Genomic DNA, 24,115 nt, shown 5'->3' with positions numbered 1-24,115 from the left:
ATAACTAACATATACGTTGTTTCACCATTAAATGGTTTACCTAGTCTAGCTAAAAGGTCAAACAAAATTGATCTTTTGAATGGTTTCAAAAGATCGACTAATCTATAATGTTCAGAGATGTACAATGATTTAATTTAGAAAGAAGCTGAGAGATAAAATGAAATTTCGTTTAAAAGATGGAAATGAAGTAACGATTAAAGAGGCGACTAAAGAATACGCCCAACAAATGATCGATTTCTATAATATTGTGGGTGGAGAAACGGATTTTCTTTCATTCGGAAAAAATGAATTTACACGCAATCAAGAGGAATATGAAGCGTTTATTGAATCTACACAACTGGAGCAAAACTCCATCATATTACTTGCAACTATAAATGACGAAATCATTAGTATCGCCTCTATTAATTCTAGCCAGAAAGACAGAATGAAACATGTAGGTACATTAGGAATCGTTATTAGCGAACAGTATACGGGGCTAGGCTTAGGCAGAAAAATGATGGAACAACTGATTCAGTGGGCATCCTCAAATGGGATAACTAACAAAATTAGTCTCGTCACTAGAGAAGATAATGTTACAGCCATTAAATTGTACGAAAAGCTAGGGTTTGAACAAGAAGGCCTCATTAAAAAAGACAATTTCATTAATGGCGTTTATTACAACACACTTCTAATGGGATTATTTATTTAGTCTTTATTGGGAGAAATGATCGTGCATTTATACGCTGTAGAATATAAAATATACGGGCGAATATACCTGTGCTATTAAATACCTTCCGTATAATCCAATCAATTACTTGCGCTCGACTTTCTTAAAGAAGAAACCCCTCTCTTTAAATCATTCACTTAAAATATGAAAGCAAAATGAAAAGACCTGAGTCCATACAATATCGGACTCAGGTCTTAAAATTTTTTTGGGTCAGTTTACTTCCTGTTTTAAGTGATTCCTATTGCTACTGCTACAATTAATGCAACACAAGCAATTACTACCCAACCAAGTATCATCTTCCAAATAAATTTAATCCACTTTTCATATGGGATACCTGCAACAGCTAAATAGGCCATTAATGCAGATGAAGTAGGGATAATAGAGTTTGTTAGGGAATCACCATATTGAAAGGCTAAAACAGCCACTTGTCGTTCTAATCCTAATAAATCAGTAATTGGAACCATAATTGGCATTGTTGCCGCTGCCTGTCCACTGCCCGATGAAATAAATAAGTTCAAAATTGCTTGGATAATTAACATGCCGATTGCGCTAATAGCATGTGGTAAATGTCCAATTGTTTCAGATGCTGCATACACAATCGTATCTATAATTTTCCCCTGTTCTAAAACAACCGTAATGGCACGGGCAAAGCCTACAATTAAAGCACCAAACGTTACAGCCTTCGCTCCCTCAATAAAGGAATCAAAAATAGTGGCAGGTTTTAAACCACCAATTAATCCTGCAACTAACCCCATAATTAAAAAGGATGCAGTTAGCTGTGTTAAGAACCAACCCCAATTAAAGACACCATAAATATTAAAAGCAATTCCACAAGCCATGACGATAAATACAAATTTATGCTTTCCAGTTAATGTAGGAATTTCAATTGCTGCTACATTGGATTTAGCTTTTTGCTCAATATCATAAATAACGCTTGCTCGTGGGTTCTTTTTCACCTTAAAAGCATAGCGAGATACATAGAAAATAGCAAAACCTAATACAAAAACATAGACTACTGCACGGAAGCCAATCCCTGAGAATAATGGTACATCTGCTAATGACTGCGCAACACCAACTGTAAAGGGATTAAGCATTCCTCCAAAAAATCCACTGGCAGCACCAAGTGTAATCATGGCAGTTCCTGTTACAGCATCAAAGCCCATCGCGCGGGCAATGGCGACTCCAATTGGAACGAAAATAATGGTTTCTTCCGCCATCCCCATCGTAAAGCCACCAACAGAGAATAAAATCATTGATAAAGGAATAAGTAATTTTTCTCTGCCTTCTAAAGCTTTTACTCCTTTATAGACACCCGCTTCAATGGCACCTGTTGAATGAATAATTCCAAATACACCACTAACTAAGAAAATATAGAAAATAATTTGAGCTCCTTTTTCAAGCCCCATTGGAATCGCTGTAAACATTTCGAAAAATGAAACTGGATCACTCTCAATATGATGATAGCTTCCATCTACAACGAGCATTCGCCCTTCCTCATCTTCTACACGATCAAACTCACCTGCAGGAACAATATAACTTAAAATACCTGCTAAAAAAATAATAGCAAAAATAATGGTATATGTATGAGGTACTTTGAGCCAACTCCTCTTCTTTACGCTCTGTTCATTTTCCATTAAATCACGCCCTTTCATAGATTTAGACATATTGTCGTTTTATGTCGTTAATAGTGAATAAATATACATGAGTTAGAATTCTTTGTAAAGTCTTAATTTTCCCCTATTTCAAAATTACTTTGCTTGTTGCCTTATAAATCTTGCTCGGACGACCTTCATGATAGATAGGTTGCTTCTATCTACTAACTAAAAAAATCATGCACAATTAACAAATTACTATTGCATTCATTGAACTGAAGTGAAAGATTGATAAAGCGCTTACAATATTATAGTTGTTACTACTACGGTAATATATCTTGATATATGTATTCATCTTTGTTAAGAGGTTCACTTCTATCACATTTTCTACTAATCAATTCACACGCTGCATTTATTTTTATAGCAACTTGATTAAAATGACTAGTGAATGTTAAGCAATACTGCATACTATGACTATATAATCTGCAGATTATGATTCTTTCATTTTGAGGAGGTGAAATTTACATGCCTTTAACTACTGGTCCAATCGAAAATGTAGGAAATCTACCAGCTAACGCCTCTAGCGTTCGTATTAAAGTTCTCAATCTCACTGGCGGTTTATTAACAGGAGTAGTGAGAGTTTTCAGACTAAACGGCTCTAGACAATTATTATCAACAACTCCTTTTGCTGCGAATGCCAACGCTTCTACTTTTGTAACGCCTAGTGTAGGTGGTGCGGCACAATATGAGGTTGAAATTGTTCCTAATCAAACAGGCGGTTTATACAGCGTTTACGGGCGAACAGCTTCAGGTGTAATCATCGATGCCCAACGATTCGTGAACTCAGAATTAACACCGATTCTTTAATTATATAAACAGATTTTAACAGTTAAAATCCACGGAAGCCTTATATTAAAATATAAGGCTTTTCGTATTTTTATCCATTCACTTCCTGAACAATATTCTTCAAGTAACTAAGCAATCCTCCGAAGCATTGCGTTGCTTGAGTAGCTTTGCCTCCACTTTCAAACATTGATATTAATGCATGGTTGATTTTAAAGAACATTTATAAACAGTATCTCCAAAAGACCGAATATCACTTAGATAGTCGTATCCTTTAGATGAACCAAAACGATTGAGCATTCTTACTGCCACTAAGTTTTCCTCTGGAATGACGAGCAGCGCTACATTGGTGTAGCCGAGTAATTGATAGGAACCTTTTGGCACTGTATCGCCTATTTGATTAAAGCTATAGTTTGTATCTTTTACAAACCACAAAAATCCGTTCTTCTGAATAGGAAGTGTTGGTTTAGGCGTTTGAATCGATGTAGCCATCTGTATGATTTCTCGAGGAATCAGCTGTTTGCCTGCCCATTGTCCTTCTGTTAAATGAATGTACCCCCATAATGCAAGCTCTTGTGCAGATACATACATATTCATTCTAGAACCATCCACTACATCCGTTTCAGTCCAAAAGCGGTCATCTGCATCTCGAATAGCATCGGCAATTTTTGAATGAGGCTTACTCATCTTAATCCATTCTGTCGACTGAAAGCCTAATGGCTCAATAACTTGTGATTTAATAATTTCAGCAATCGACTGTCCCGTTGTTTTTTGGATAATCATTGTCAGTAATTCAATACTTGGGCCTCTATAAGCCCATGAATCACCGGGTTTATATTCACTTGCTAGTTGATTGTCATCAGCAATTTTGAGTCCATGTGTGTGAGTTAATAAGTGACGAATGGTTACCCCTTCATAAGCGGATAAATGAGAATCTTCAACAAACAAACGAACCGGATCATCAATAGAAAAGTAGCCATTATATATAGCATAAGCCGCAGCAAAACCGATATAAGCCTTTCTTACAGATGCAATATGGAATTGCGTGTCTGCTTGCACATTTCGAGCGTGTTTTGCATGAGATTGTTGACCAAAATACGACTCTGTTGCGATTTTATCGTTCTGGATAATCAATAAGGCACCGCCACTAGCACCCAACTTTTCAGCACTTTCCATCACATGCGTACGTACATCATTAAATAAATATGTATTATCATTGTCCTTTTTTAAAATCAATTTGTTCACTCCCCTTGAAAATAAAAAGTGCCTCCAAGTTGATTGGAGGCACTACCTGTATTAGTATTATAATTGTAATATATTCCAGTGATTTCAGCAATACTCTGTTTCTTTACATGTCGAACTTCGTAGTCTATTTCTTAAGTTCACGAGCGCTATTCGTTTAACCACCTAATAGTTAAGCACACTCTTATCCCCTACTTATTAAATATCACTTGGGCAATTTGTTTTTCACCATTTTTTTCAAACACCTTATATGTTTTCATTCCTATTTTCTCTGCAACCTTCTGTGACGGTATATTATCAAATGTAGTATATGAAAATATCTTGGGGTAATTCAAAATATCAAAAGCATAATCCTTACAAGCAATTGCTGCTTCTGTAGCAAACCCTTTATTCCAATACTCCTTTATAATATGAAAACCAATCTCTGGTACTATTTCATTCTCTATTGCTTGCATTGTAATACCACAGTCTCCTATAAATTTTTCTCCATCTTTTACAATAACTGCCCACAAACCATGGTAATATTTATTATAATTATCAATATTCCATTTGATCCATTGTTCCACTTTTTCCTGATTAAACGGTTCAGGATAGTATTGCATCGATTCTGGATCTGAAAGAACTTTAGATAACTCTTGTATATCCTCCATTATTAGTTCCCTAAGATACAGTCTCTCAGTTTCGATTATTTTCTTCATGATTTCTATCCTCCCATAAAAAAAGACGCAGTTAAGTACCCATTTGTTGAACATAAAATTACTCTATATATACAATTAAATTTGCAGGAACTTGCTCAAAAATATAAACTTCAGGGTTATTAAAAGGCTTATTATTTAAATAATCTTCGAGAGTGGTCATACTTGCCCAATAATTTTTCATTAAATCTTCCTTTGAAGGTAATCCCTCAGTAATACGTCCTTTGCCACCATCATACATGTCCTCAATATAAGCAAATAAATCACTTGCAATATCTCGATCAAAGACTAAAATTTTATCACTAAACACTGGAAATCGATAATGAGGACTTTCTTCGACTTCCAAATGTACTCCGAAAGCAAACTTAAAATCAATCCATTTTGGTAAATTTGCTGGTCTAAAACGCTCTGTTAAATCTGGAAATAAATTAGCACTCTTGGAATACCACTTAGTTGATGTCTTGTAATTTAATCCTTCTTTTAATACGATTTGGGGACTAATATTTTCATAGAGATCATTGTGAATAACCATATGATATAAAAACAAACGAGTTCCTCCTTTCGTACACTTTTCTTCAAGTTCTTCTGTTTACAAACTCATGGCTAATATCCATTTTCTTTGAGAGGTATTGTTCTGCAATTTGGCTTCAATCGCTAAATGTTACCATCATCCTCCCAACTTCGTAAAAGTTCTTCGAAAAAGCGTTTCGGCGCAGCGGACTGGTCATCACGTAGATTGCTTTTTGCCACTGCCATCATATTTAACTTTGGCACAATAAATATATATTGTCCGTATATGCCATTCGCATAGTAATATTCAATTTTAGTGTTACGATTAGCAATTTCACATGTCCATAGTTGATAACCATATCCCACTGTTCTGTCTTCTTCTGATTCCAATTGTTTATGTGGTTTTTTTGCCTCGGAAATCCAGTTGGAGGAAACCACGTGTTTTGATTTAAATTGCCCTTCGTTTAGTAATAAAAATCCAAGCTTCACCATATCCTCTAAATTTAATGAAATACTAAAGCCACCCTCGTAAATTCCTTGTGGGTCTTTTACCCAAATGTATTTTTTTATCCTTAATGGCTGGAATAGAAATTGTTCAGCAAAGGAGGCGGTAGAACCTCCAGAAACTTTTTGGATGATTGCGCTTAGTAAATGAGAGTTGCCACTATTATATTCAAAGGTTAAGCCTGGTCTATGTATAACTGGTTGTTCTAATATGAATTGTACCCAATTTTTTGAGCTTTGGTATTTCCCTACTTTTAATCCAGAAGTCATCGTCAGCAAATGAAATAATGTAATTTCCTCCTTCAATGGTTCATTAAACTCTAATATTTCCGGAAAGTAGTGATGAATAGGTTCATGGATGTTTTTTATTAGCCCCTTATCGACCAGAATGCCAATTAATATCGATATAATACTTTTTGTAATCGAATAAACCTTTGTCGAGTTTTCTACGACTTTCTTATTCTTTAAATATTCAAAGATGCGTGTATTTCCTTTATAAATAACAAAACCTTCAATTTTTATCTTCTTCACTTTCTTCTCTAACTCATGAAAAGATAGTTCACTCATACATATAATCCTTCCTATACAAGATTGCGTTCAGTTTATGTTTATATACACACCTAAATTTTAACATAAATTGATTATTCAAGTAAAAGTGTATCCGATAAAGTGGTACTTTCATGAAAACGAGCGCTGATTCTTGTTACAGAATCGCGCCCAATTAAGAATCGTTTATTATGCTATTGTAACTGTTCCTTCAATAATGCTTTTTTTAGACTTATTTTGAATCCGACATTTAATCCTCTAAATAATCAAATTTCCTCGCGTGTTCTACTTCCTGAATGGAAACTTGGCGCGTTAATTCATCTGTTTCGGAGATATGATAGGAATCCCATTCGTCATTAACGGCAATTTCTTCTGGGTCTTCATATAAATCATCATAATGATCAATATTTCCTTCAAAATCAGACGGTGTTTCAGAAGTTCCATATTTTGCAACGACTTGAAACGTATCTTCATAATCATGAATATCGTCCTTGTCATCACGGCCTGCAAAAGAATTGTCAACTGGAGGAAGCAGCACTTGCTCTTCAACCGGTCGATCTGTTGGAATGTCTTTTGCATCCGTATGTTCAATACAAAAAGAGGTATAAGGCAGTGCTACCAAGCGATCATATGGGATATCTTGTTGACAAACTTCACATACGCCATACGTTCCATCCTCAATCTTTTGTAAGGCGGCATTTACTTTTGTTAACTCATCATTGTCATGGACTTTTAACGCCATATCTTTTTCACGTTCGTATAATTCGGTCCCTAAATCTGCTGGATGATTATCAACTGTTGACAATTCATCAACAGAATCCCGTAAACTCCCTCGTTCTAAATATTCATCATCTGTTTCCATTCTTCGTTCGAGCAAATGTTTTTCCTCAATTAACAGATTTTTTAACTTGGATATCTTTTTCTCGTTTAGAATAGTCATCACGTCCTTTTCATTATTATGAACGAATTTGATTAAATTATTTGTCTATCGGCTAACTCTAAAGACAAATACGAAAAGAACAAAATAGTATACTAAACCATCTACTAAGCAAAACTACTGTTAACTTTTTAATTTATGCCATTTTAGATTGCTTTTAATATGACCCTCATTCCAGCCATAGTAATAAAGTGCATTTCCTTCTTTATCAAAAGCTTTTGCGTTGAGTTGATCAATTTGTTTACTAAAGGGCAGGAGAAAATGAATTGTTTCTCCCTTTGTGATGTTTTTTATTTCATCTTTATTTCCTGTTTGGATTCCAATAGAGGTTACTTCTTCATCATTAGATAAGACAACAAATAGGGTTACTTCTTTATCGTCATACCTAATACTAAATCCGCCAATTGTTTGTAATAAATCACTACTATAAGGAATGGATGTAGATGTACTACTACGATACATAAAGTTTTTTTGATTAACATCAACTGTAATATATTCTTTCTTAGCTTCACTTTTAAATAAATAGAAACTACTCGAATCAATGTGATATTTATCAACCAATTCGTAGTCATTTGTTACAAAAGGATTAGCCTTCGCAGCAGATAAAGGGGTTAAACGATATCCGTTAAAAATAACTACAACAATTAATAACAAAGCAAAAACTATTCCGACTTTCTTCAAAGCACAACCTCCAATTTCATTTTAAATATTTAAAGATAAAACGGTTAGGATAAATAACTTAGTGGAGAGACGACCTCACAAATCTCACTTTCTTCAAGAAATTTAGTAACGATACTTGCATGTGAACCACCTACTATAAATAAAATACGTTCCTCTTCCGTATCAATGAGACGGGTTAAATTAGCAAACATAATCAAGTTTCTTTTATACCACCAACTTAGCCAGTTCATACCAACATAATGATTTAGATCACCGATACGTGCCATATTTACATACATTTTATGCAACTTGTTAAGAAAAGTGGAGGTATTTATTTCTTTGTAATAATCTACTATACTTTTATCTTCCGACAATTCGGGAAACACAAGATCTTTATATATTTCATGTAAAAGTTCTGGTTGATTTTCTTGTGCCCAACTTTCAACTTCTCCATAATCCATGTCCGAAGCACCCATCCAATCGGTTGGATAAAGCTGTTCATGCGCCATCTTTATTCCTAATCGGAAGCCGACTTGAAATATTTCGTTCATCTCTAGTCTATGAACACCTAATTTATACTGTTTATATTTCTCATTACAATACGCACTATCCTCTGGTACCATTTCAACTGCAATCTTCGTTGGTTTAAATCTTGCTAGTTTAAATACTAAGTCCTCTATTTCAGTTTGCCTTCTTTCAGAACTTAAACCTGTATGTTCAGACATATGAAAAGATCCAAGTACAACAACTTGCGCTTTTTTCAAATGCATTGTCAATCCTCCCTTTGTTACTTAAGCTGCATCGGTAGTTTTATAAGTTACTAATTAATATATTGTAAATAATAACATAAATAACCATATTGTTGAAAACGATATTCGATAATAGTATCCCATTGCTAGAGTTTATTATGGATGTTCTAAAAGGAAAAGGTGTCTATCCATATGAAAACGGGTAAAGATTACACAGTTACAACAAACAGGAGGTAGTTTTTTATGAAAAATCAAGTTATTGGCGTATATGATAATGAAGTAAGCGCAGCTGAAGCTGTTGAAGATTTAAAAGCGACAGGCTATACAACCGAGGAAATTTCAGTGATTACTAAAAAAGCCAAAGACCTATATGAAAACACACAGGAAGTAAAACCTTCCACGATGGATGGCGCCCTTGCTGGAGCAGCCACTGGAGCTGCCATTGGTATAGCAGGCGTGATAGCAGGATTATCCACTATATTGATTCCTGGATTTGGCGCCGTGTTGGCAGCAGGTCCTATTATTACAACAATTGGAGGAGCAGTTGTAGGGGCCAACTCTGGTGCTGGGGGATTAAAGCATGCTCTTATGGAAATGGGCGTCTCAGATGATGAAGCTGAACGCTATTCAAATGACGCCGAAGAGGGGAAATTCCTAGTCCTTCTTCACCCTAAAGAGTGACAGCGGATTGAATAGTTTCGCTCGCAAGATGGACTACAATGGAAAGCAGCGAGATTCCGCTTCTTCAGTTGCATGTTTAATTCCTGTTAAGGGCATACGAAAATTAATGAGTTCCTATGTTTGTATCGGTTATGTACAAACATAGGAACTTTTTGTTTGGGCGCTTTTCCATTGCAAATACCTCGCAATGTTTAAAAAGAAAAAAATACCAAAAATAATTTGACAATTTATTCACTACGTTGTATGGTTAGTTACATAAGTAATGAACCAATTAACTAGGAGGTGGATGGTGATTTATTCTTTAAGCAATGAAAAACCTATCTTCCAACAAATTCGTGAACGGATTGAAGATGCCATTCTTGATGGCCATCTACAGTCTGAAGATCGCATTCCATCAACAAATGAATTTGCCAAGGAGTATCAAATTAATCCTGCCACAGCGGGAAAGGGCGTGAACGAATTAGTGGAAAAGGGTGTAATTTATAAAAAACGAGGCGTTGGCATGTTTGTCAGTACAGATGCACGCAAGATTTTAATAGCAGAACGTAAAGAAATCTTCTTTGCCCAGCATATAGAGCCATTGAAAAAAGAGGCCATACGTTTAGGTATTTCAGATGAAGAACTACAAAATATGTTACAAAGGAGATAATTTATGAAGATTGATGTGAAAAATGTAAGCAAATTATATAAGCAGAAGCATGCTTTGAAAAATGTATCATTTACTATTGAAGGACCTAAAATCATTGGCTTCTTAGGGCATAATGGCGCTGGTAAAACAACATTTCTCAATCTATTAGCGGGCCTTACTTCTACTACTGAAGGACTAATTTGTGTCAATGGTGAGAATGTTTTTAATGCCCCTAGTATATTACAAGACATTTGTTTTGTGGCGGAGAGTGGGAATTTTCAGGAAGATATGACAGTTGCGCAAAGTTTAAAGACCAATAGTTTTTTTTATCCTAAGTGGGATGCACAGCTTGCCAATGAGCTACTTCAAGTGTTTGCCCTAAATCCAAAAGAAAGGGTGCGCAACCTCTCTAAAGGGATGATCTCTGCACTTGGTCTTATTACCGGTTTTGCCAGTAATGCTGCAATCACCATTTTCGATGAACCTTACATTGGATTAGACGTAGCAGCAAGAAATACATTTTATGATTTATTAATTGAACAACAAATCGAAAATCCAAGGCTCTTCATTTTATCGACACATCTAATCGATGAAGCTAGTGAATTGTTCGAGGATATTCTTATCTTGCACGGGGGGGAATTATTGCTACAAAAAACGATGGATGAATGGGATCAGTTTATTGTTGCAGTAAAAGGAAGCACACAAGATGTCGAGCTTGCAATCAAAGACTTACAAGTAATTCACAAGCACACTTTTATGCATGAGATGACCGCCGTTGTATATGCCGATGGCTACACTTTTGAAGGTGATCCTATTACGCTCGAAAGTGTCTCCTTACAAGACCTGTTAGTGTATTTAAGTAAACAACAGAAAGCGAGGTTAGTAAAATGAAAATAGTATATGGTAGTCTATACGTCTTATTTCAAAGCTATAAAAAAAGTAATATTATTTTTTGGTGCATCCTGTTTGCAATCGTCATACTATCATTTTTTATAGACACCCTTTTTGGGCAGTATGTATCCTTTGCCATGACGATTTCCATACCTGTCTATATTTTTTATAGTGTGAAAGGAGCGAAATTTTTAAATAACACATTGCCCTATTTCTTGAAACTGGGCTTAAGCCGTATGCAGTATGTTTGGAATATTGGCCTATTTTTCATCATTTGGAGTCTTGCAGGTGCATTTATAATCGCTTGTACACATAAAATCATTGCCCTGTTATCTAACCTTTTTGATTATAAAAATATGATTATTATTCACCCCCTTTTACTTTTCAGCAAATCAGATTCATTCTTTCTAACAATGACTATGGATTCTGTGTTACTTCTATTCTGCTTAATTTCAAGTTTACTTTTAAATGTAGTCTTTTACCGTTTCGGGACATTAGGTGGTTATAGCTTTATTGGCATACTTGCATTGATTCCGATCATGATGGTTATTTTCGAATGGTATCCCCCCCTATTTGAATTACTTTCAGAAGTCTCTGTTCTTACGATCATTGCTACTTTATCAGCTGTTATTGTATTTATCTATATGATAATCTCTAGGGCATTACGAAACGCTTCCGCAATTCCATCATAAAACGGTGCTTTAAAACATTAAATAAAGAAATGAAAATTCTACACATTGAGGGGACAACGAAATGAAAAAAATGATTTTAAAAATTATTGGGTTAGAAATGCTTCTTATATTTTTCTATGTTGCCAATGGTGCTTACGTATCCATTCAGCAGCCAGCTAGCCCGTTTTTACAATTTGCTTTGTTGATTCCTTTAGCAATCGGTCTCTTTCTTTATATTGCTGTCAAAAAGAAATGGGGCCATTACTTCTTTCTTTCAATCAATAAGAACAATTTGATTGTGTACACACCGCTCGTTGTTGTGTTATGTATTATTTTAATCGGGACAAAAGGCTTAAATTTCTCATCTTTTAGCGATTTACTTCTTATGTTTATAATGCAAATGTTTATTGTTGCATTTATTGAAGAAACCATTTTCAGAGGCATACTACTGCGTATGCTGTTACCTAAAGGAACCTTTACTGCCGTCTGGATTTCCAGCATACTTTTTGCAGTGACACATGCCTTACAACTTATTGGAGGACAATCGGTTGAAGATACCATTATTCAAATTATTTATGCACTTCTTGTAGGACTTGTTCTTGCATTACTAATTATCGATGGTCAATCCATCATTTTGACGATTCTCTTCCATGGCTTCAATAATTTCTTTAACTTTATGGGCAATGCTGAAAGTTCCATGTTAACGGCCTATATAATTATTTTTGTACTATTTGTGTATATGTTGATTTTATGGAGACGTGTGAAGAAAAAAATATACGTGCAATAAAGGGAGAACAAAGCATCTTCTATTGAAATTAGACCGATATATAAATTCATTTAGAAGATGTTTTTTCCAACTTTTTATTATAAATAACATTCTTAGATAGATTGCTAATACCGATATAAAAAAAGTACCCAACAATACAACCAATCATATTTAATAAAATATCATCAACATCAAAATACCCTAACAGCGTAATAAATTGAAGTGTTTCGATACCAATGATACAAATAATGAAAATCAGGATAGCCTTCTTTACATTTCTATATCGTTTGAACATAGTAGGTATTAATATTCCCAAAGGAACAAAAGGAATAATATTGCCTAAAATATTCATATAGGCATATGTATACGTTATATCTTCTAAATATGGTGTAATCGTACTTAAAGGATAGACATTATAGTTCCAAAATCCAGCATCTCTACTTTGCTTAATTGTCTTCATCCGCTCGGTGGAACCATTTATTTTTAATACAACGAAATATAGCAACAAACAGACATAGGCTATAAATATACGATTCCATATCCGCCTTCCCTTCATTCTCTTCCCTCCACAAATTCTGTTATTATTTACCACAATAACATTTTTCCACTATCATTAAAATGCGGTTGTCTCACATTGAACAAAAAAAGGGCATTACCATGAGCTTGACCTGTTACGCCCGCTGATAATGCCCCATCCATTCAATTGATGTTGCCGTTATAGATTACTTTTGAAAGACACCTTTTGAAGTGACCTCTTCCACACTGACTTTTCGATCTTCATTTAAAGACAATGTAAGTGCATCCGCCGTAGCAATGGATGCTCTGGCAGCAGTACCATTTAATAAAGGAATAAATTCTTCTTCCACTTCTGCTCCTTGCATAATGCTATGGAAATATTTCATTTCTTTTTCCATAATCGAGTGTAGCCACATTGGTGGTGTTTGATTTGGCTTACCATAGGCAATCGCTTGGTCAGATTTTAGTCCGCTATAAATTCTTGAGCGATCCTCATCTTCTTCTTTCGATTCATGCAATAAATATCTTTCTTCTTTTTCTGGTGTTTTTAATACGACTTTAACATCTTGCAAATCAATTAAGATGGCGCCTTTTGTTCCTTGGATTTTCACATAGTGATCGCTCCATCTAAAGGCAGAACCATATTGTAATGTCGCAAAACGTTTATTATCAAATTCAAGCGTAATTAATAACATATCATCTTCATCACCAAATTGTTCCCCTTGATGGGCAACGTTGCCGCCAACCATCGACACGCGTTTAGCTGGCCCCATTAAAAACTGAATAAAATCTAGTTCGTGAATATGATGATATAAATGACCACCTGAAAGTGCTCGTTGTTTTTTCCAACTTACTTCTTTCTGAGCTTCTTCCCAGCCATTACGCTCTGCATGACAGAAAAGAATTTCTCCAATTTCACCTTCGTTAATTAATTTCTTCGCTGTACGTACTCCATTCATAAAGTTCATCACATGTCCTGCCATAAAAGTAACGCCATTACGTTTTGTTACTTCGATCATCTCATTACAATCTTCATAAGATAAGGCAATGGGCTTTTCACAAAATACATGTTTATTATTTTCTGCAGCACTTAAAACGGGATGCTTATGAACACCATTCGGTGAAGCGACAATAATTGCATCAATATCAGGTCGTTGACACAATGCGTCAATATTAGGCTCAACCTCACAATTTAGTTCTTCGGCAACAGCTTCTGCATTTTTCGGATCATATACCGCTACAATCTTTGCACCTTCTAAAGTGTTCAGTATTCTTGCAAGACCTGCGCCAAAATAGCCAGTCCCTACTACTCCATAGTTGATTTGAGTCATTTTTTTTCTCCTCTCACAGTAAACAATGATTATTTTCCTGCTCCATCTGATAAACCGCCTGCAATCTTATTTTGAATAATCATAAAGAATATAATAGAAGGTAAAATAACAATGACCGACGCGGCCATCATTTCTCCCCAATCCAACACTTCGGAGCCTGTTAAAGAGTACAAGGCCACGGATATTGGCATCTTTTCTGAACTATTAATAAGTAGCAAGGCGAATAAGAATTCATTCCAAGTATTGATGAATGTATAAATAGCAGTTGCGACCACACCTGGTGCTACAATTGGCAGTACCACTTGCAGAAAGGTACGCATGATTCCTGCTCCATCTACCTTTGCTGCTTCCTCAATTTCTAAAGGCACGGTTTGAAAGAATCCAATCAGCATCCAAATCGCATAAGGAATTGAGAAAGAAAGATAGGTGATCACGAGTCCCGTCCATGTATTTACTAGCCCCACCGATACGATAATGATCGAATATGGGACTGCCAAAAGAATAGGCGGGAACATATATGTTGTAATTAAGATTTTCGTCATTTTCTTCCCTGCTTGTGGGAAGAAACGAACAATCCCATATGCCCCTAAGGCAGACACTACAATCGTAATGAATGTTGCTGAAAAGGACACTAATAAACTGTTTTTAATATTCGTAGTAAACGATAAATCATTTAGCACTCTGAAATAATAATCAAACGTTATTTTTTCAGGAAAAAACGACAATGGATTATTAGCCATTTCTCCTGAAGACTTTACTGACGATACTATAATCCACAGTAAGGGAAAGACCGATACGATGGCTAATAACGTCAAATAAATATAATTCAGTGTTGTAGATAATTTGTTTTTCCCAGCCATCAACGATCCTCCCTTTCCCATTTATCAAGTAATTTAAAGTATAAGAAACAAACAGCAAGTAAAAATAATAATAAAATAACAGTAATGGCAGAAGCGACACCAAGTTGCTTCATACCCCAACCTGCTTTAAATGCAAAGATTGGTAGTGTAGTTGTAATATCTGAAGGCCCGCCTCCAGTGATTAAGTATAGAATATCGAAGTTATTAAAGACCCAAATCGTTCTTAATACTAATAATAACCCGATGACAACACGAATATGTCGAAGTGTAATATGCCAAAATACTTGGAACGCAGATGCCCCATCCATTTGGGCCGCTTCATATTGTTCTGATGGAACCGTCTTTAAAGCTGATAAAATATTCACCATAAACAGCGGTGCACCAAACCAAATATTAATTAATACAACCACGATAAACGCTAAATCTGGATTAGCTAGGAAGTTAATATTCGCATCAGTTATTCCAATTTTAGTAAGTAAATTTGGTAAAAATCCGTAAACATCGTTTAAAATATATTTCCATGAAAAGGCAATGACGATTGCTGGAAATGCCCACGGAATAATCAATAACGTACGATATAATCCGGTAAATTTTGGAATTCTATTTAAGGCTAACGCAGCAGTAAAACCAACTAATAATTGGCCAGCTAACGACAAAACAGTCCATTTTATTGAATTGAAAAACGCTTTATAGAAATCCGGATTAGTTAGAACAAATTTAAAGTTATCTAACCATACAAAGTCGTAAAATGGACGAATTAAATTTTTCGAAGTAAAACTAAAGTAAATACTCGAAAAAATAGGATAGATTAATAGTAAAATAACTATTAATACAGATGGTAAAACGAACAGCATGCCCGTCCAATTAAAGGGCTTCAGCTTCTTTTCCATGTCTCGTCTCCTTTCCTGTTATGTAGAGACCTGTTAGTTCACATAAAACTCGACGACATTTATGTCTACATTTTTTAACTCTATATGCAAAGCTGCCGCATCTTACAAAACAAATAATAGTGGCAACTGGTGCTTTCAATAAGTTAAAAAACAAACGCTCTCATACATTATGAGAGCGTCGTAAGTTGTGTAGCCCGAGCCCTGCTTATTTTCCTAGCATTTTAAATAAGTCATTTAATTCTTTTTCTGCCTTTTCAGCAGCTTCGTTGACAGGTACATTTTTAAGAACGATATCTTGGAACATTTTTTCAATAGTTCCTTGGCTCACGATAATACCTGATTGTAATGTTGGACCATTTTCCATACCGATAGCCGTTCCTTTATCGACAGCGTCACTAATAACTTTAACTGCATTATCAAATTTCTGAATCGTCGGGTTATTTAAGAATGCTGGATCTTCAGCAATGTCTTTTAACGCTGGTAGCATACCTGCTGGTACTGAATGTAAGAATTTAATGTATTCTTCTTTTTCATATAAGCTTTCTACAAATGCTTTCGCGATTTCAGGGTGCTTACTATTTTTCCATACAACAACTGGAATGTTTGAAGTTTCAATTCCGTTGTCTGGATCATTTGCATTGATTTTTGGCATTGGTGCAGCATCAATTTTATCAAGTAATTGTGGAGAGTTCGTTTCTACTCCACCGATTTGGAATCCACTATTAAAGTCAAATGCTGTTTTTCCTTGATAATATAAATTCGCCTGATCTAATACTTTATAATTGACTGACCCTTCTGGTGATGTCGCTTTATACATGTTAAGCCAGTAGTTAATGCCATCAATTGCAGCTTTACTTGTTAAGTTTGCTTTGCCATCTTTCGTAATTAACGTTTCACCGGCAGAACGAACATAAAAATTCAAGAATCGAGTAGCCATCATGTCGCCAGATCCCATAGGCACTGATAATCCATAAACATTCGGAGGATTATTTAGCTTTTTAGCTGTTTCAAATAGCTCATCCCAAGTTTTAGGTACTTCTAATCCTGCTGCTTCTAATAAATCTTTTCGATACCACATAACTTGTGCATGTGAATATAGCGGAATCGAGTAATTATTATCATCAACTGTACCTTCTTTTAATGGCGCTTCATAAAAACGATCTCTACCGATGTTATCAATCACATCATTTAGTGGCACAAGGGCATCCACATCAATTAATTCTACGACATGGTTTGGCAATGCTGTGCTGACATCAGGTACTTGTCCAGATTGCAAACCTGTTGTCCATTTCGTATAAAATTCAGGCCATGCAAATGTTTCGATTTTAATTTTTACTTTCGGATGTTCTTTCATAAATGTATCTGCAGCTGCTTGCATAAATTCTAGTCTTGGTCCTTGTGTGAAGGAATGCCAAACTGTAATTTCCCCTTCAAATTCTCCTGAAGCACTTTGATCCGTTGTTGCTTCTTTTTCTCCATTGCTACATGCTGTCATAATCATCATAGCTAATACGACGAACAGCAATAATAATTTCTTTTTCATTCCATTACCACCCTTCTATTTGTTTCCATTCATTTCATGTTGAACAATTTTCAATGGTATGTAATCCCCTGCTGGACTTCTTTTACACTGCCAATACCTCTAAAGATTGCTCTGTGCTGTTTTTAATCGCTGACCTTACCCCATCAGTCGTGCTGGCAACACCTATTAATCTACTTGATACCTGTTAGAATTGGCTATGTACCCCTTTTCTGAAACTTCTCGTAGGTTGTATACACAGCAGAAAACATGCTTTTAAAATTTTCAAACGCCATTTTCTCCCCCCACCATTTAATTATTTATTTGATACCGCTTTCAAATGAAATATACCAAATTAAAAATAAGTTGTAAATAATTTTCTTTATATTTTAAATTTTTGAAAAAAAAATCCACCAAAAACGGCCAGCTTATTTTTATATTGGATTCAATCTTTTCAAGCATTTAAACGATATAAACTAGATTTTTTAATAAGAAAAATTTTTTTCGTTTGGAAAAAGCAATGTTGTGAATTTTTAGAATATATGTATAATTCATTTTTGTAAGGATTTCAGAAAAAGTACAATCCATACTGTTAAAATGCCATCGTAATGTAAGGAGGTGTTCTTTACTATTTGCAAGAAACATCTTATTGGACAATCCTAATAAGGAAAATGGTCTAAGAGGAGCTTTTACACTAAAATACGAGGAGGCTTAATATGAAATATAATTACAAAGTAGTCGGAGCCATGACGCTGCTCTTAGGACTAGGTTTTGCCCAAGTGGATTCTGCTTACGCAAGTGCCGAAAGCGAAGTTACAAGTAATCAAATGCAAACGATTAGTACACCAATCTTTGAAAAAAATAATATCGTATTAAATAACCAAGGATTAGACGTGACAAATGAACTAAAACAAGCACTTACATCAGATAGTGCTACAATCATTATTAAATTTAAATCAAACAATCAAAATGCATTGCAATCTTTGTTTGGTATTTCAAATAAAGACGCCGGTTATAAAAATAACTATTTTGATATTTTTCTCCGCAATAACGGTGAATTAGGTATAGAAGTTCGAGATGCGAATGCCAATATGAACTATTTAATTGCAAGACCTGCATCGCTATGGGGCAAAGATGAAAATGGAGAGGTTTCGAACACGGTCGCATTTGTGTCCAATGCACAACAAGGTAGTTATGCGTTGTACGCAAATGGTGACAAAATTGTAGAAAGTAAAGTTTCTTTGTTTAAAGCAATACACAACATTACTGGAGCAAATGCCTTTGTTTTAGGCGGTGTTAACCGAGCAGGGGCACTAGACTTTAAGTTTAATGGAGAAATAGAGTCACTCAAAATCTATAATGAAGCGTTACCTGATGCACAACTCATTAATGACACAACTAATGCGACTTCAGACGATATGATTTTCAAAGCTGGAGATGCCACAAAAGCGAATTATTTCAGAATTCCAGCTTTATATACGCTAAGTAACGGCAGGGTGCTAGCAAGTGTGGATGCTCGTTACGGAGGATCACATGATTCTAAAAGTAAAATAAATATTGCCACTTCGTATAGTGATGACAATGGGCTTACTTGGTCCAATCCAAAACTAGCATTAAAATTTGATGACTATGCTGAACAAACAATCGATTGGCCTCGAGATGATGTAGGCAAAAATATTCAAATTAGTGGAAGTGCATCATTTATTGATTCCGCATTAGTGCAGGATAAACAGACGAATAAAGTTATTTTAATGTCTGATTTTATGCCAGCAGGTATTGGCAATCAAAATGCATTAAAAACGGATTCAGGCTACAAATCAATCAATGGCCAAAACTACCTAAAATTGAAATTTGGTGCTGAATCGGCTTATAATTATTCCATTCGTGAAAACGGTGTCATTTATAACGATATAACAAATACACCAACTGAATATAGTGTAGATAATTACTACAATATAAAAAAGAACAATGAATATTTAATGATTGAACAGTATTCTGTTAAGTTTGAAAACGGTAGTTTAATAGAGTACAAAAATGGCAATCAAGTGAAAATGAATATCTTTTATAAAGACTCCTTATTGAAAGTAACACCTACCAACTATATTGGTTATACGACAAGTGATAATGGCGGAGAAACTTGGAATGCTCCTGTATTATTACCACCATTTCTTGGTTTAACTTCTAACGCTTCATACCTTAGTCCGGGACAAGGTTTGGTGTTATCTCAATCGAACCGTATTATTTTTTCTTCTTATGCAAGTAAGCAAATGGTTTATATTATGAGTGACGACAATGGCCTCACTTGGACACATAAAACGGCTCCACTGCCATTTACAAATGCAACTGCTGAAGCCCAAATGGTCGAGATTCAACCAGGCGTGATTCAGACCTATTTAAGAACGACAACAGGTAAAATTGGCTATATGACAAGTTTAGATAACGGTGATACTTGGAGTGAAGTGAAGTATTTAGACATCGTGCAAAATACTTCTTATGGGACACAACTGTCGATTATTAAATATTCTCAGCTTATCGATGGCAAAGAGGCAGTCATTTTAAGTACACCAAATTCTACATCTGGCAGAAGAAATGGCCAACTATGGGTAGGGTTCATCAACAAAGCTACGAACACAATTGACTGGAATCACAAGTATGATGTGGATTATCCGCAATATGGCTATTCATATTCAGCTTTAACCGAGTTACCAAACCATCAAATTGGGTTATTGTATGAAAAATATGATGCGTGGTCTAGAAATGAATTACATTTAAAAAATGTCTTAAAGTACACGACGTTATCGATTGAAGATATTATGAAATAAGTAGAATTAAAAAAAATGGGTGCTTCCTTATGAATGCAAGGGAGCACCTTTCTTGTAATTCAGAAAATCATATCTATATGAATGCAGTCCCATACTTGCTTGATTTGCATCCCATCCAGTTGGACTTGTCGAAGTAAATCGTCCAGGTCTTTCCCGATCATTTCGCTAGTTGAATCATAAAACCGCCAAAACATAAACTGACCAGTTCCACAACCAATATAATAATTTTCTTCTTTATATATGAAATGAATCTCTCTCCCCGCCCGTAAATCCTCAAGAAAATTTCCATAGTTGTAATGATCCATCTATCTCTCCCCTTTGATTTAGCATACATATAAGCTAATTCAAGTATTTACTTTCCGAGCATATTAACTTTGAAGGGATAAGAATGCCCCTGACATTTTTTGTGTACTAATTCATGGCACCTATTATTTGAATCAGCTTGCCATTATGTGCATCTATTATGACGGTTGGGCCTTGATACTCAAATTGGAATGACACTTCCCATTGCATGCGGTTAAAGAGTCGATTAAACATGCCCGTTTGATTGTATAATTGCGTATGTATTTGTTCACCTTCGAGTTCCATTACATTTACATTTATTGGAGCGATATAGGTTTGTTCAGGCGGATTATTTAAATACAGTTCTGCCTTTAAAATGGCATCTTTTGTATCTAGCATTGGTGTCCTATAAAAATATACGATTACTAGTAGCAGACATTTCCAAAGCACATTATATTTCAACGGCTTATCTCCTTTATCATATCAGCGATTTATACTATGTTACTCGGCTGCGACTTTTCCATATTATACATTAATTATTTAAATAAGGTAATATAGTAAGTGTGCACATAGATAGAGGTGAAAAAATGAAAAAAACTGCCGTCATATTATATCCCCAATTCAGTGAATATGAATTAAGTGTCGCATTGTCGATATTAATGCAAGGGAATAAACCTGTTGTGACAGTTGGATTACATCATCGTACCATTCAAGGTGAGTCCGGATTAACTTGTTTGGCAGATATGCAACTAAGCGACATTGATAGCAACGAGATTGATAGTCTTTTATTACCAGGTTGTATGGACATTATGACATTAGCCGATGAGCAAGCGCTTTGTAATGTAATAATAAAAATGCATGCTAAAGGCGCAGTCATTGCTAGTATTTCTAGTTCGCCATATCTTTTAGCAAAGGCTGGCGTTTTAAAGGAAAAAAATTATACGGTTGGCTTGTCACTTGAAGCTATAAAGCAATTAGAAGTGTTTGACCTTGGCTATTATAAGGATGATTTAGTGGTCCAGGACGGTAGCATTATTACAGCGAGAGGTAGGGGTTTTATTCCTTTTGGCATTGCCTTTGGGAAAGCATTGCAACTTCATTTTGACGAAAATTGGTATCTCCATTAATAAGAAAGGCTAGTTCTGACCATCAAAGGTGAGAACTAGCCTTTTTTCAATCTGTAGCTTGACTCCTTTAGCCTCTGGGGGCATCTAAGAGATTTAACTAGCCCTTAGTAGGCATACAAATAGACCAATTAGTCTTCCATCTCATATGTTAATTATGAACCACAACTTATCAAAACAGGAGGGAATAACATGTTTAATCGTAAGCGTCACCATGGAAGAGGACCAGGACCACAATGCTGCCCACCGCAAACAATGCCAACACAATATGATCCACCACAATTTTTACCACCAGAGCAATATGTGCGCACAAATTATATCCATACAGTTGTACCACATGTACAGCCGGCACATATTACAACAGTGAACAAACATATTATCGATCATCAATACTACTTCCCATGCACAGAGAATGTAGTAAATGAATGCTGTGAAAATCACACACTATGTGGTATGCCACATAATCACTGCCATATGCCACAACACCATATGGGTCACCATCATCATATGGGTATGGGCTATTAATTTTGTATGCGATGAGACTTTTTTTGTCTCATCGCTTTTCTTACATATCGGCTATAATATGCTCCCTAGCAATTTTCACTTGGTTACGACCTGCTTGCTTTGCAACATATAATGCACCATCTGCCGCTTCAATCAAGGCTTCTGTCGTTTTTGCCATTAATGGATATTCCGCAACGCCAGCTGATAATGTGACTGGACGACCACAAGGACTATTTGTGTTAGCTAATCGTTGTCTTAAATTTTCCGCTACAATAAGTGCTTCTTCAACTGTTGTGTTTGGCAATAGGATGATAAACTCCTCACCGCCATAGCGACAGCAAATATCGTTTTCACGTGCAACTGCTTGCATATTTTTCGCTAAAAATTGCAGTACTTTATCTCCCACTGCATGACCATACGTATCATTGACACTTTTAAAATGATCCAAATCCAGTAAAATAATAGAATGCATCAGGTGATTTTTATGCCATTCCGCAAGCATCGCATCCATTGTCCGCCTATTCGTCACACCTGTTAAAGGGTCCGTTGTCGATTGATCTTTAAAATAAGATACTTGCCCCTGCAAGAAGGACAAACTACGAATAAGTGCACTCTTTAAATAATATGCTTCAAAATACCAACTGCGTACAGACTTTAAGCCTTCAACATTTCTTGAATCTAAGCTTTCTTCGGTTAATGTTGCTAATTGCTGCAATGGACGGGCAATTCGTGCTGCTGTCCACAATAAAATAATAATCGATACTAGCATGATTGGAATAGCCTTAATTGCTACATCTTTGACTCGATCAAATGAAGGCTCAAGTGCTACTTCTAACGGTCGCTGCGACACGACTCCCCAACCAGCTAGTGGCACTGCACTGTATCCTGCCAACATTTCGACTCCCATTGTATTGGTGACTAACTTTGCGCCATTTTTGCCAGCAACGACATCTTGGACAGCCTTATTTTTTATCACGACATCATTAATGCGACTTGTGTCTTGGTGATAAATAATGCGTCCATCTTCATCGACAACAAAAACATAAGAGCCGTCATGATAATAATGTTCTCCTAGCAGTAAATTAAAAACATTTTTTTCCTTTAAATAAATTGTACCTGCTACCATACCTAAGTATTCATTTTTCGCTGAAAATATAGGATAAGAAATAAAAATAATCAGTCTGCCTGTAATACCTTCATACGGTTTAGATACGAGTGGCTTCTTTTTCGCTAATGCTTCTTGAGCCCCTGAAGAAGTTAAATACTTCCCTTTGACGTCGACTGAAGGTGGTGAAACAGACAACACAAGACCATCCGCATTCGTTACGATAACCGAGTTAAACATATTATTTTGCATCTTCAAGCGATCAGTTTCTAAATCTAGTGCAGCTTCATCGTCTATGATTGTTTCTACATGATCCGCACTATAACCTAAAATTTGAAAGGCTTCTTCTAAATACGCACTTGCAGTAGTTGCCAATTTTTGTGCATACACGCGATTCGTTTCAAGTGAATTTTCCTTTATCGAATCCACATTCATCCGATAGCCGCTCCATATACTACCGATGCTTGTAAGGAAAAATGCTGCCATTGCTAAACCCATTATCAAATGCTTTAGCCTTAACTGTCGTGTTTTCATTGTTTAT

At 35.6% G+C, this 24,115-nt stretch carries 26 protein-coding genes; 10 read left to right on the top strand and 16 right to left on the bottom strand.

Annotated features, from left to right (window positions below; all coding sequences use genetic code 11):
- The first annotated feature begins 157 nt into the window (after nucleotides 1–157).
- Nucleotides 158–688, top strand: coding sequence for a GNAT family N-acetyltransferase (locus ACKVEV_RS01045; protein ID WP_409368527.1), 531 nt, complete (start codon nucleotides 158–160; stop codon nucleotides 686–688).
- 245 nt (nucleotides 689–933) lie between these two features.
- Here ACKVEV_RS01045 and ACKVEV_RS01040 read toward each other — a convergent pair whose 3' ends face one another.
- Entirely contained in the window at nucleotides 934–2,340 is a 1,407-nt protein-coding gene (locus ACKVEV_RS01040) for a YfcC family protein (RefSeq protein ID WP_409368526.1), read from the bottom strand.
- 483 nt (nucleotides 2,341–2,823) lie between these two features.
- Here ACKVEV_RS01040 and ACKVEV_RS01035 point away from each other — a divergent pair, with 483 nt between their 5' ends.
- Nucleotides 2,824–3,165: an ATPase gene (locus ACKVEV_RS01035; RefSeq protein WP_409368525.1), complete on the top strand. Its 342-nt coding sequence runs from the start codon at nucleotides 2,824–2,826 to the stop codon at nucleotides 3,163–3,165.
- Between the two features lie 171 nt (nucleotides 3,166–3,336).
- Here the strand turns inward: ACKVEV_RS01035 and ACKVEV_RS01030 are convergent, their stop codons facing one another.
- The 7 genes from ACKVEV_RS01030 to ACKVEV_RS01000 all read right to left on the bottom strand — a co-directional run bounded on the left by ACKVEV_RS01030 (nucleotide 3,337) and on the right by ACKVEV_RS01000 (nucleotide 9,005).
- The gene (locus tag ACKVEV_RS01030; RefSeq protein ID WP_409368524.1) at nucleotides 3,337–4,377 is read right to left on the bottom strand and encodes a serine hydrolase domain-containing protein; all 1,041 of its coding nucleotides are present in this window, start codon (nucleotides 4,375–4,377) and stop codon (nucleotides 3,337–3,339) included.
- Nucleotides 4,378–4,574: 197 nt separating this feature from the next.
- Complete coding sequence (locus ACKVEV_RS01025; RefSeq protein WP_409368523.1) at nucleotides 4,575–5,081, bottom strand: GNAT family N-acetyltransferase; 507 nt, start codon at nucleotides 5,079–5,081, stop codon at nucleotides 4,575–4,577.
- 58 nt (nucleotides 5,082–5,139) lie between these two features.
- Nucleotides 5,140–5,625, bottom strand: coding sequence for a hypothetical protein (locus ACKVEV_RS01020; protein ID WP_409368522.1), 486 nt, complete (start codon nucleotides 5,623–5,625; stop codon nucleotides 5,140–5,142).
- Nucleotides 5,626–5,732: 107 nt separating this feature from the next.
- Nucleotides 5,733–6,659: a serine hydrolase domain-containing protein gene (locus ACKVEV_RS01015; RefSeq protein WP_409368521.1), complete on the bottom strand. Its 927-nt coding sequence runs from the start codon at nucleotides 6,657–6,659 to the stop codon at nucleotides 5,733–5,735.
- Nucleotides 6,660–6,888: 229 nt separating this feature from the next.
- Nucleotides 6,889–7,572 (bottom strand): TraR/DksA C4-type zinc finger protein, encoded by a 684-nt coding sequence (locus tag ACKVEV_RS01010; protein ID WP_409370474.1) that lies wholly within the window; start codon nucleotides 7,570–7,572, stop codon nucleotides 6,889–6,891.
- A 126-nt stretch (nucleotides 7,573–7,698) separates the two neighbouring features.
- The gene (locus tag ACKVEV_RS01005) at nucleotides 7,699–8,256 is read right to left on the bottom strand and encodes a hypothetical protein (RefSeq protein WP_409368520.1); all 558 of its coding nucleotides are present in this window, start codon (nucleotides 8,254–8,256) and stop codon (nucleotides 7,699–7,701) included.
- A 44-nt stretch (nucleotides 8,257–8,300) separates the two neighbouring features.
- Entirely contained in the window at nucleotides 8,301–9,005 is a 705-nt protein-coding gene (locus ACKVEV_RS01000; RefSeq protein ID WP_409368519.1) for a DUF5694 domain-containing protein, read from the bottom strand.
- Between the two features lie 222 nt (nucleotides 9,006–9,227).
- On the opposite strand from ACKVEV_RS01000, the gene ACKVEV_RS00995 reads away from it, so the two are divergent.
- The 5 genes from ACKVEV_RS00995 (at nucleotide 9,228) to ACKVEV_RS00975 (ending at nucleotide 12,642) form a co-directional block, all read left to right on the top strand.
- Nucleotides 9,228–9,665, top strand: coding sequence for a general stress protein (locus ACKVEV_RS00995; RefSeq protein ID WP_409368518.1), 438 nt, complete (start codon nucleotides 9,228–9,230; stop codon nucleotides 9,663–9,665).
- 286 nt (nucleotides 9,666–9,951) lie between these two features.
- On the top strand, nucleotides 9,952–10,314 hold the full coding sequence (locus ACKVEV_RS00990; protein ID WP_409368517.1) for a GntR family transcriptional regulator: 363 nt from the start codon (nucleotides 9,952–9,954) through the stop codon (nucleotides 10,312–10,314).
- A gap of 3 nt (nucleotides 10,315–10,317) precedes the next feature.
- Nucleotides 10,318–11,184 carry an ABC transporter ATP-binding protein gene (locus tag ACKVEV_RS00985; protein ID WP_409368516.1) on the top strand — a complete coding sequence of 289 codons (867 nt, stop codon included), beginning with the start codon at nucleotides 10,318–10,320 and terminating at the stop codon, nucleotides 11,182–11,184.
- The gene (locus ACKVEV_RS00980; RefSeq protein ID WP_409368514.1) at nucleotides 11,181–11,876 is read left to right on the top strand and encodes a hypothetical protein; all 696 of its coding nucleotides are present in this window, start codon (nucleotides 11,181–11,183) and stop codon (nucleotides 11,874–11,876) included. Before ACKVEV_RS00985 ends, ACKVEV_RS00980 begins: the two co-directional genes overlap by 4 nt.
- Nucleotides 11,877–11,937: 61 nt before the next feature.
- Nucleotides 11,938–12,642, top strand: a complete 705-nt coding sequence (locus ACKVEV_RS00975; protein WP_409368513.1) for a CPBP family intramembrane glutamic endopeptidase — start codon at nucleotides 11,938–11,940, stop codon at nucleotides 12,640–12,642.
- Between the two features lie 46 nt (nucleotides 12,643–12,688).
- Here the strand turns inward: ACKVEV_RS00975 and ACKVEV_RS00970 are convergent, their stop codons facing one another.
- The 5 genes from ACKVEV_RS00970 to ACKVEV_RS00950 all read right to left on the bottom strand — a co-directional run bounded on the left by ACKVEV_RS00970 (nucleotide 12,689) and on the right by ACKVEV_RS00950 (nucleotide 17,761).
- Nucleotides 12,689–13,177, bottom strand: coding sequence for a VanZ family protein (locus tag ACKVEV_RS00970; protein ID WP_409368512.1), 489 nt, complete (start codon nucleotides 13,175–13,177; stop codon nucleotides 12,689–12,691).
- Between the two features lie 166 nt (nucleotides 13,178–13,343).
- Nucleotides 13,344–14,468 (bottom strand): Gfo/Idh/MocA family protein, encoded by a 1,125-nt coding sequence (locus tag ACKVEV_RS00965; protein ID WP_409368511.1) that lies wholly within the window; start codon nucleotides 14,466–14,468, stop codon nucleotides 13,344–13,346.
- Nucleotides 14,469–14,497: 29 nt separating this feature from the next.
- Complete coding sequence (locus ACKVEV_RS00960; protein WP_409368510.1) at nucleotides 14,498–15,328, bottom strand: carbohydrate ABC transporter permease; 831 nt, start codon at nucleotides 15,326–15,328, stop codon at nucleotides 14,498–14,500.
- Nucleotides 15,328–16,218 carry a carbohydrate ABC transporter permease gene (locus tag ACKVEV_RS00955; RefSeq protein WP_409368508.1) on the bottom strand — a complete coding sequence of 297 codons (891 nt, stop codon included), beginning with the start codon at nucleotides 16,216–16,218 and terminating at the stop codon, nucleotides 15,328–15,330. The genes ACKVEV_RS00960 and ACKVEV_RS00955 overlap by 1 nt, the downstream gene beginning before the upstream one ends.
- Before the next feature lie 205 nt (nucleotides 16,219–16,423).
- Nucleotides 16,424–17,761, bottom strand: a complete 1,338-nt coding sequence (locus tag ACKVEV_RS00950; protein WP_409368507.1) for an ABC transporter substrate-binding protein — start codon at nucleotides 17,759–17,761, stop codon at nucleotides 16,424–16,426.
- 692 nt (nucleotides 17,762–18,453) lie between these two features.
- Between ACKVEV_RS00950 and ACKVEV_RS00945 the strand changes: the two genes are divergently transcribed.
- On the top strand, nucleotides 18,454–20,559 hold the full coding sequence (locus tag ACKVEV_RS00945) for a sialidase domain-containing protein (protein ID WP_409368506.1): 2,106 nt from the start codon (nucleotides 18,454–18,456) through the stop codon (nucleotides 20,557–20,559).
- Between the two features lie 59 nt (nucleotides 20,560–20,618).
- Here ACKVEV_RS00945 and ACKVEV_RS00940 read toward each other — a convergent pair whose 3' ends face one another.
- Together ACKVEV_RS00940 and ACKVEV_RS00935 are read right to left on the bottom strand one after the other, a co-directional pair.
- A complete protein-coding gene (locus tag ACKVEV_RS00940; protein WP_409368505.1) occupies nucleotides 20,619–20,864 on the bottom strand; it encodes a hypothetical protein in 246 nt (81 codons plus the stop codon).
- Nucleotides 20,865–20,970: 106 nt separating this feature from the next.
- Nucleotides 20,971–21,303 carry a hypothetical protein gene (locus tag ACKVEV_RS00935; protein WP_409368504.1) on the bottom strand — a complete coding sequence of 111 codons (333 nt, stop codon included), beginning with the start codon at nucleotides 21,301–21,303 and terminating at the stop codon, nucleotides 20,971–20,973.
- A gap of 125 nt (nucleotides 21,304–21,428) precedes the next feature.
- Between ACKVEV_RS00935 and ACKVEV_RS00930 the strand changes: the two genes are divergently transcribed.
- Together ACKVEV_RS00930 and ACKVEV_RS00925 are read left to right on the top strand one after the other, a co-directional pair.
- Nucleotides 21,429–21,968 carry a DJ-1/PfpI family protein gene (locus tag ACKVEV_RS00930; protein WP_409368503.1) on the top strand — a complete coding sequence of 180 codons (540 nt, stop codon included), beginning with the start codon at nucleotides 21,429–21,431 and terminating at the stop codon, nucleotides 21,966–21,968.
- 189 nt (nucleotides 21,969–22,157) lie between these two features.
- Nucleotides 22,158–22,490 carry a CotD family spore coat protein gene (locus ACKVEV_RS00925; protein ID WP_409368502.1) on the top strand — a complete coding sequence of 111 codons (333 nt, stop codon included), beginning with the start codon at nucleotides 22,158–22,160 and terminating at the stop codon, nucleotides 22,488–22,490.
- A 40-nt stretch (nucleotides 22,491–22,530) separates the two neighbouring features.
- On the opposite strand, the gene ACKVEV_RS00920 is transcribed toward ACKVEV_RS00925, so the two are convergent.
- The gene (locus tag ACKVEV_RS00920) at nucleotides 22,531–24,108 is read right to left on the bottom strand and encodes a diguanylate cyclase (RefSeq protein ID WP_409368501.1); all 1,578 of its coding nucleotides are present in this window, start codon (nucleotides 24,106–24,108) and stop codon (nucleotides 22,531–22,533) included.
- Between the last annotated feature and the right edge of the window lie 7 nt (nucleotides 24,109–24,115).

This window comes from Lysinibacillus sp. 38-6, assembly GCF_046245175.1.
Lineage (GTDB): Bacteria > Bacillota > Bacilli > Bacillales_A > Planococcaceae > Lysinibacillus.
Note: the sequence above shows the minus strand (reverse complement) of the source record. Positions and strands in the feature narration are given on the sequence as shown.

Excerpts from the sequence above, each read along its gene's own strand:
- ACKVEV_RS01045 (WP_409368527.1), top strand. The coding sequence starts at position 158 with ATGAAATTTCGTTTAAAAGATGGAAATGAAGTAACGATTAAAGAGGCG.
- ACKVEV_RS01040 (WP_409368526.1), bottom strand. The coding sequence starts at position 2,340 with ATGGAAAATGAACAGAGCGTAAAGAAGAGGAGTTGGCTCAAAGTACCT.
- ACKVEV_RS01035 (WP_409368525.1), top strand. The coding sequence starts at position 2,824 with ATGCCTTTAACTACTGGTCCAATCGAAAATGTAGGAAATCTACCAGCT.
- ACKVEV_RS01025 (WP_409368523.1), bottom strand. The coding sequence starts at position 5,081 with ATGAAGAAAATAATCGAAACTGAGAGACTGTATCTTAGGGAACTAATA.
- ACKVEV_RS01015 (WP_409368521.1), bottom strand. The coding sequence starts at position 6,659 with ATGAGTGAACTATCTTTTCATGAGTTAGAGAAGAAAGTGAAGAAGATA.
- ACKVEV_RS01000 (WP_409368519.1), bottom strand. The coding sequence starts at position 9,005 with ATGCATTTGAAAAAAGCGCAAGTTGTTGTACTTGGATCTTTTCATATG.
- ACKVEV_RS00995 (WP_409368518.1), top strand. The coding sequence starts at position 9,228 with ATGAAAAATCAAGTTATTGGCGTATATGATAATGAAGTAAGCGCAGCT.
- ACKVEV_RS00990 (WP_409368517.1), top strand. The coding sequence starts at position 9,952 with ATGGTGATTTATTCTTTAAGCAATGAAAAACCTATCTTCCAACAAATT.
- ACKVEV_RS00985 (WP_409368516.1), top strand. The coding sequence starts at position 10,318 with ATGAAGATTGATGTGAAAAATGTAAGCAAATTATATAAGCAGAAGCAT.
- ACKVEV_RS00980 (WP_409368514.1), top strand. The coding sequence starts at position 11,181 with ATGAAAATAGTATATGGTAGTCTATACGTCTTATTTCAAAGCTATAAA.
- ACKVEV_RS00975 (WP_409368513.1), top strand. The coding sequence starts at position 11,938 with ATGAAAAAAATGATTTTAAAAATTATTGGGTTAGAAATGCTTCTTATA.
- ACKVEV_RS00970 (WP_409368512.1), bottom strand. The coding sequence starts at position 13,177 with ATGAAGGGAAGGCGGATATGGAATCGTATATTTATAGCCTATGTCTGT.
- ACKVEV_RS00965 (WP_409368511.1), bottom strand. The coding sequence starts at position 14,468 with ATGACTCAAATCAACTATGGAGTAGTAGGGACTGGCTATTTTGGCGCA.
- ACKVEV_RS00960 (WP_409368510.1), bottom strand. The coding sequence starts at position 15,328 with ATGGCTGGGAAAAACAAATTATCTACAACACTGAATTATATTTATTTG.
- ACKVEV_RS00955 (WP_409368508.1), bottom strand. The coding sequence starts at position 16,218 with ATGGAAAAGAAGCTGAAGCCCTTTAATTGGACGGGCATGCTGTTCGTT.
- ACKVEV_RS00950 (WP_409368507.1), bottom strand. The coding sequence starts at position 17,761 with ATGAAAAAGAAATTATTATTGCTGTTCGTCGTATTAGCTATGATGATT.
- ACKVEV_RS00945 (WP_409368506.1), top strand. The coding sequence starts at position 18,454 with ATGAAATATAATTACAAAGTAGTCGGAGCCATGACGCTGCTCTTAGGA.
- ACKVEV_RS00940 (WP_409368505.1), bottom strand. The coding sequence starts at position 20,864 with ATGGATCATTACAACTATGGAAATTTTCTTGAGGATTTACGGGCGGGG.
- ACKVEV_RS00930 (WP_409368503.1), top strand. The coding sequence starts at position 21,429 with ATGAAAAAAACTGCCGTCATATTATATCCCCAATTCAGTGAATATGAA.
- ACKVEV_RS00925 (WP_409368502.1), top strand. The coding sequence starts at position 22,158 with ATGTTTAATCGTAAGCGTCACCATGGAAGAGGACCAGGACCACAATGC.
- ACKVEV_RS00920 (WP_409368501.1), bottom strand. The coding sequence starts at position 24,108 with ATGAAAACACGACAGTTAAGGCTAAAGCATTTGATAATGGGTTTAGCA.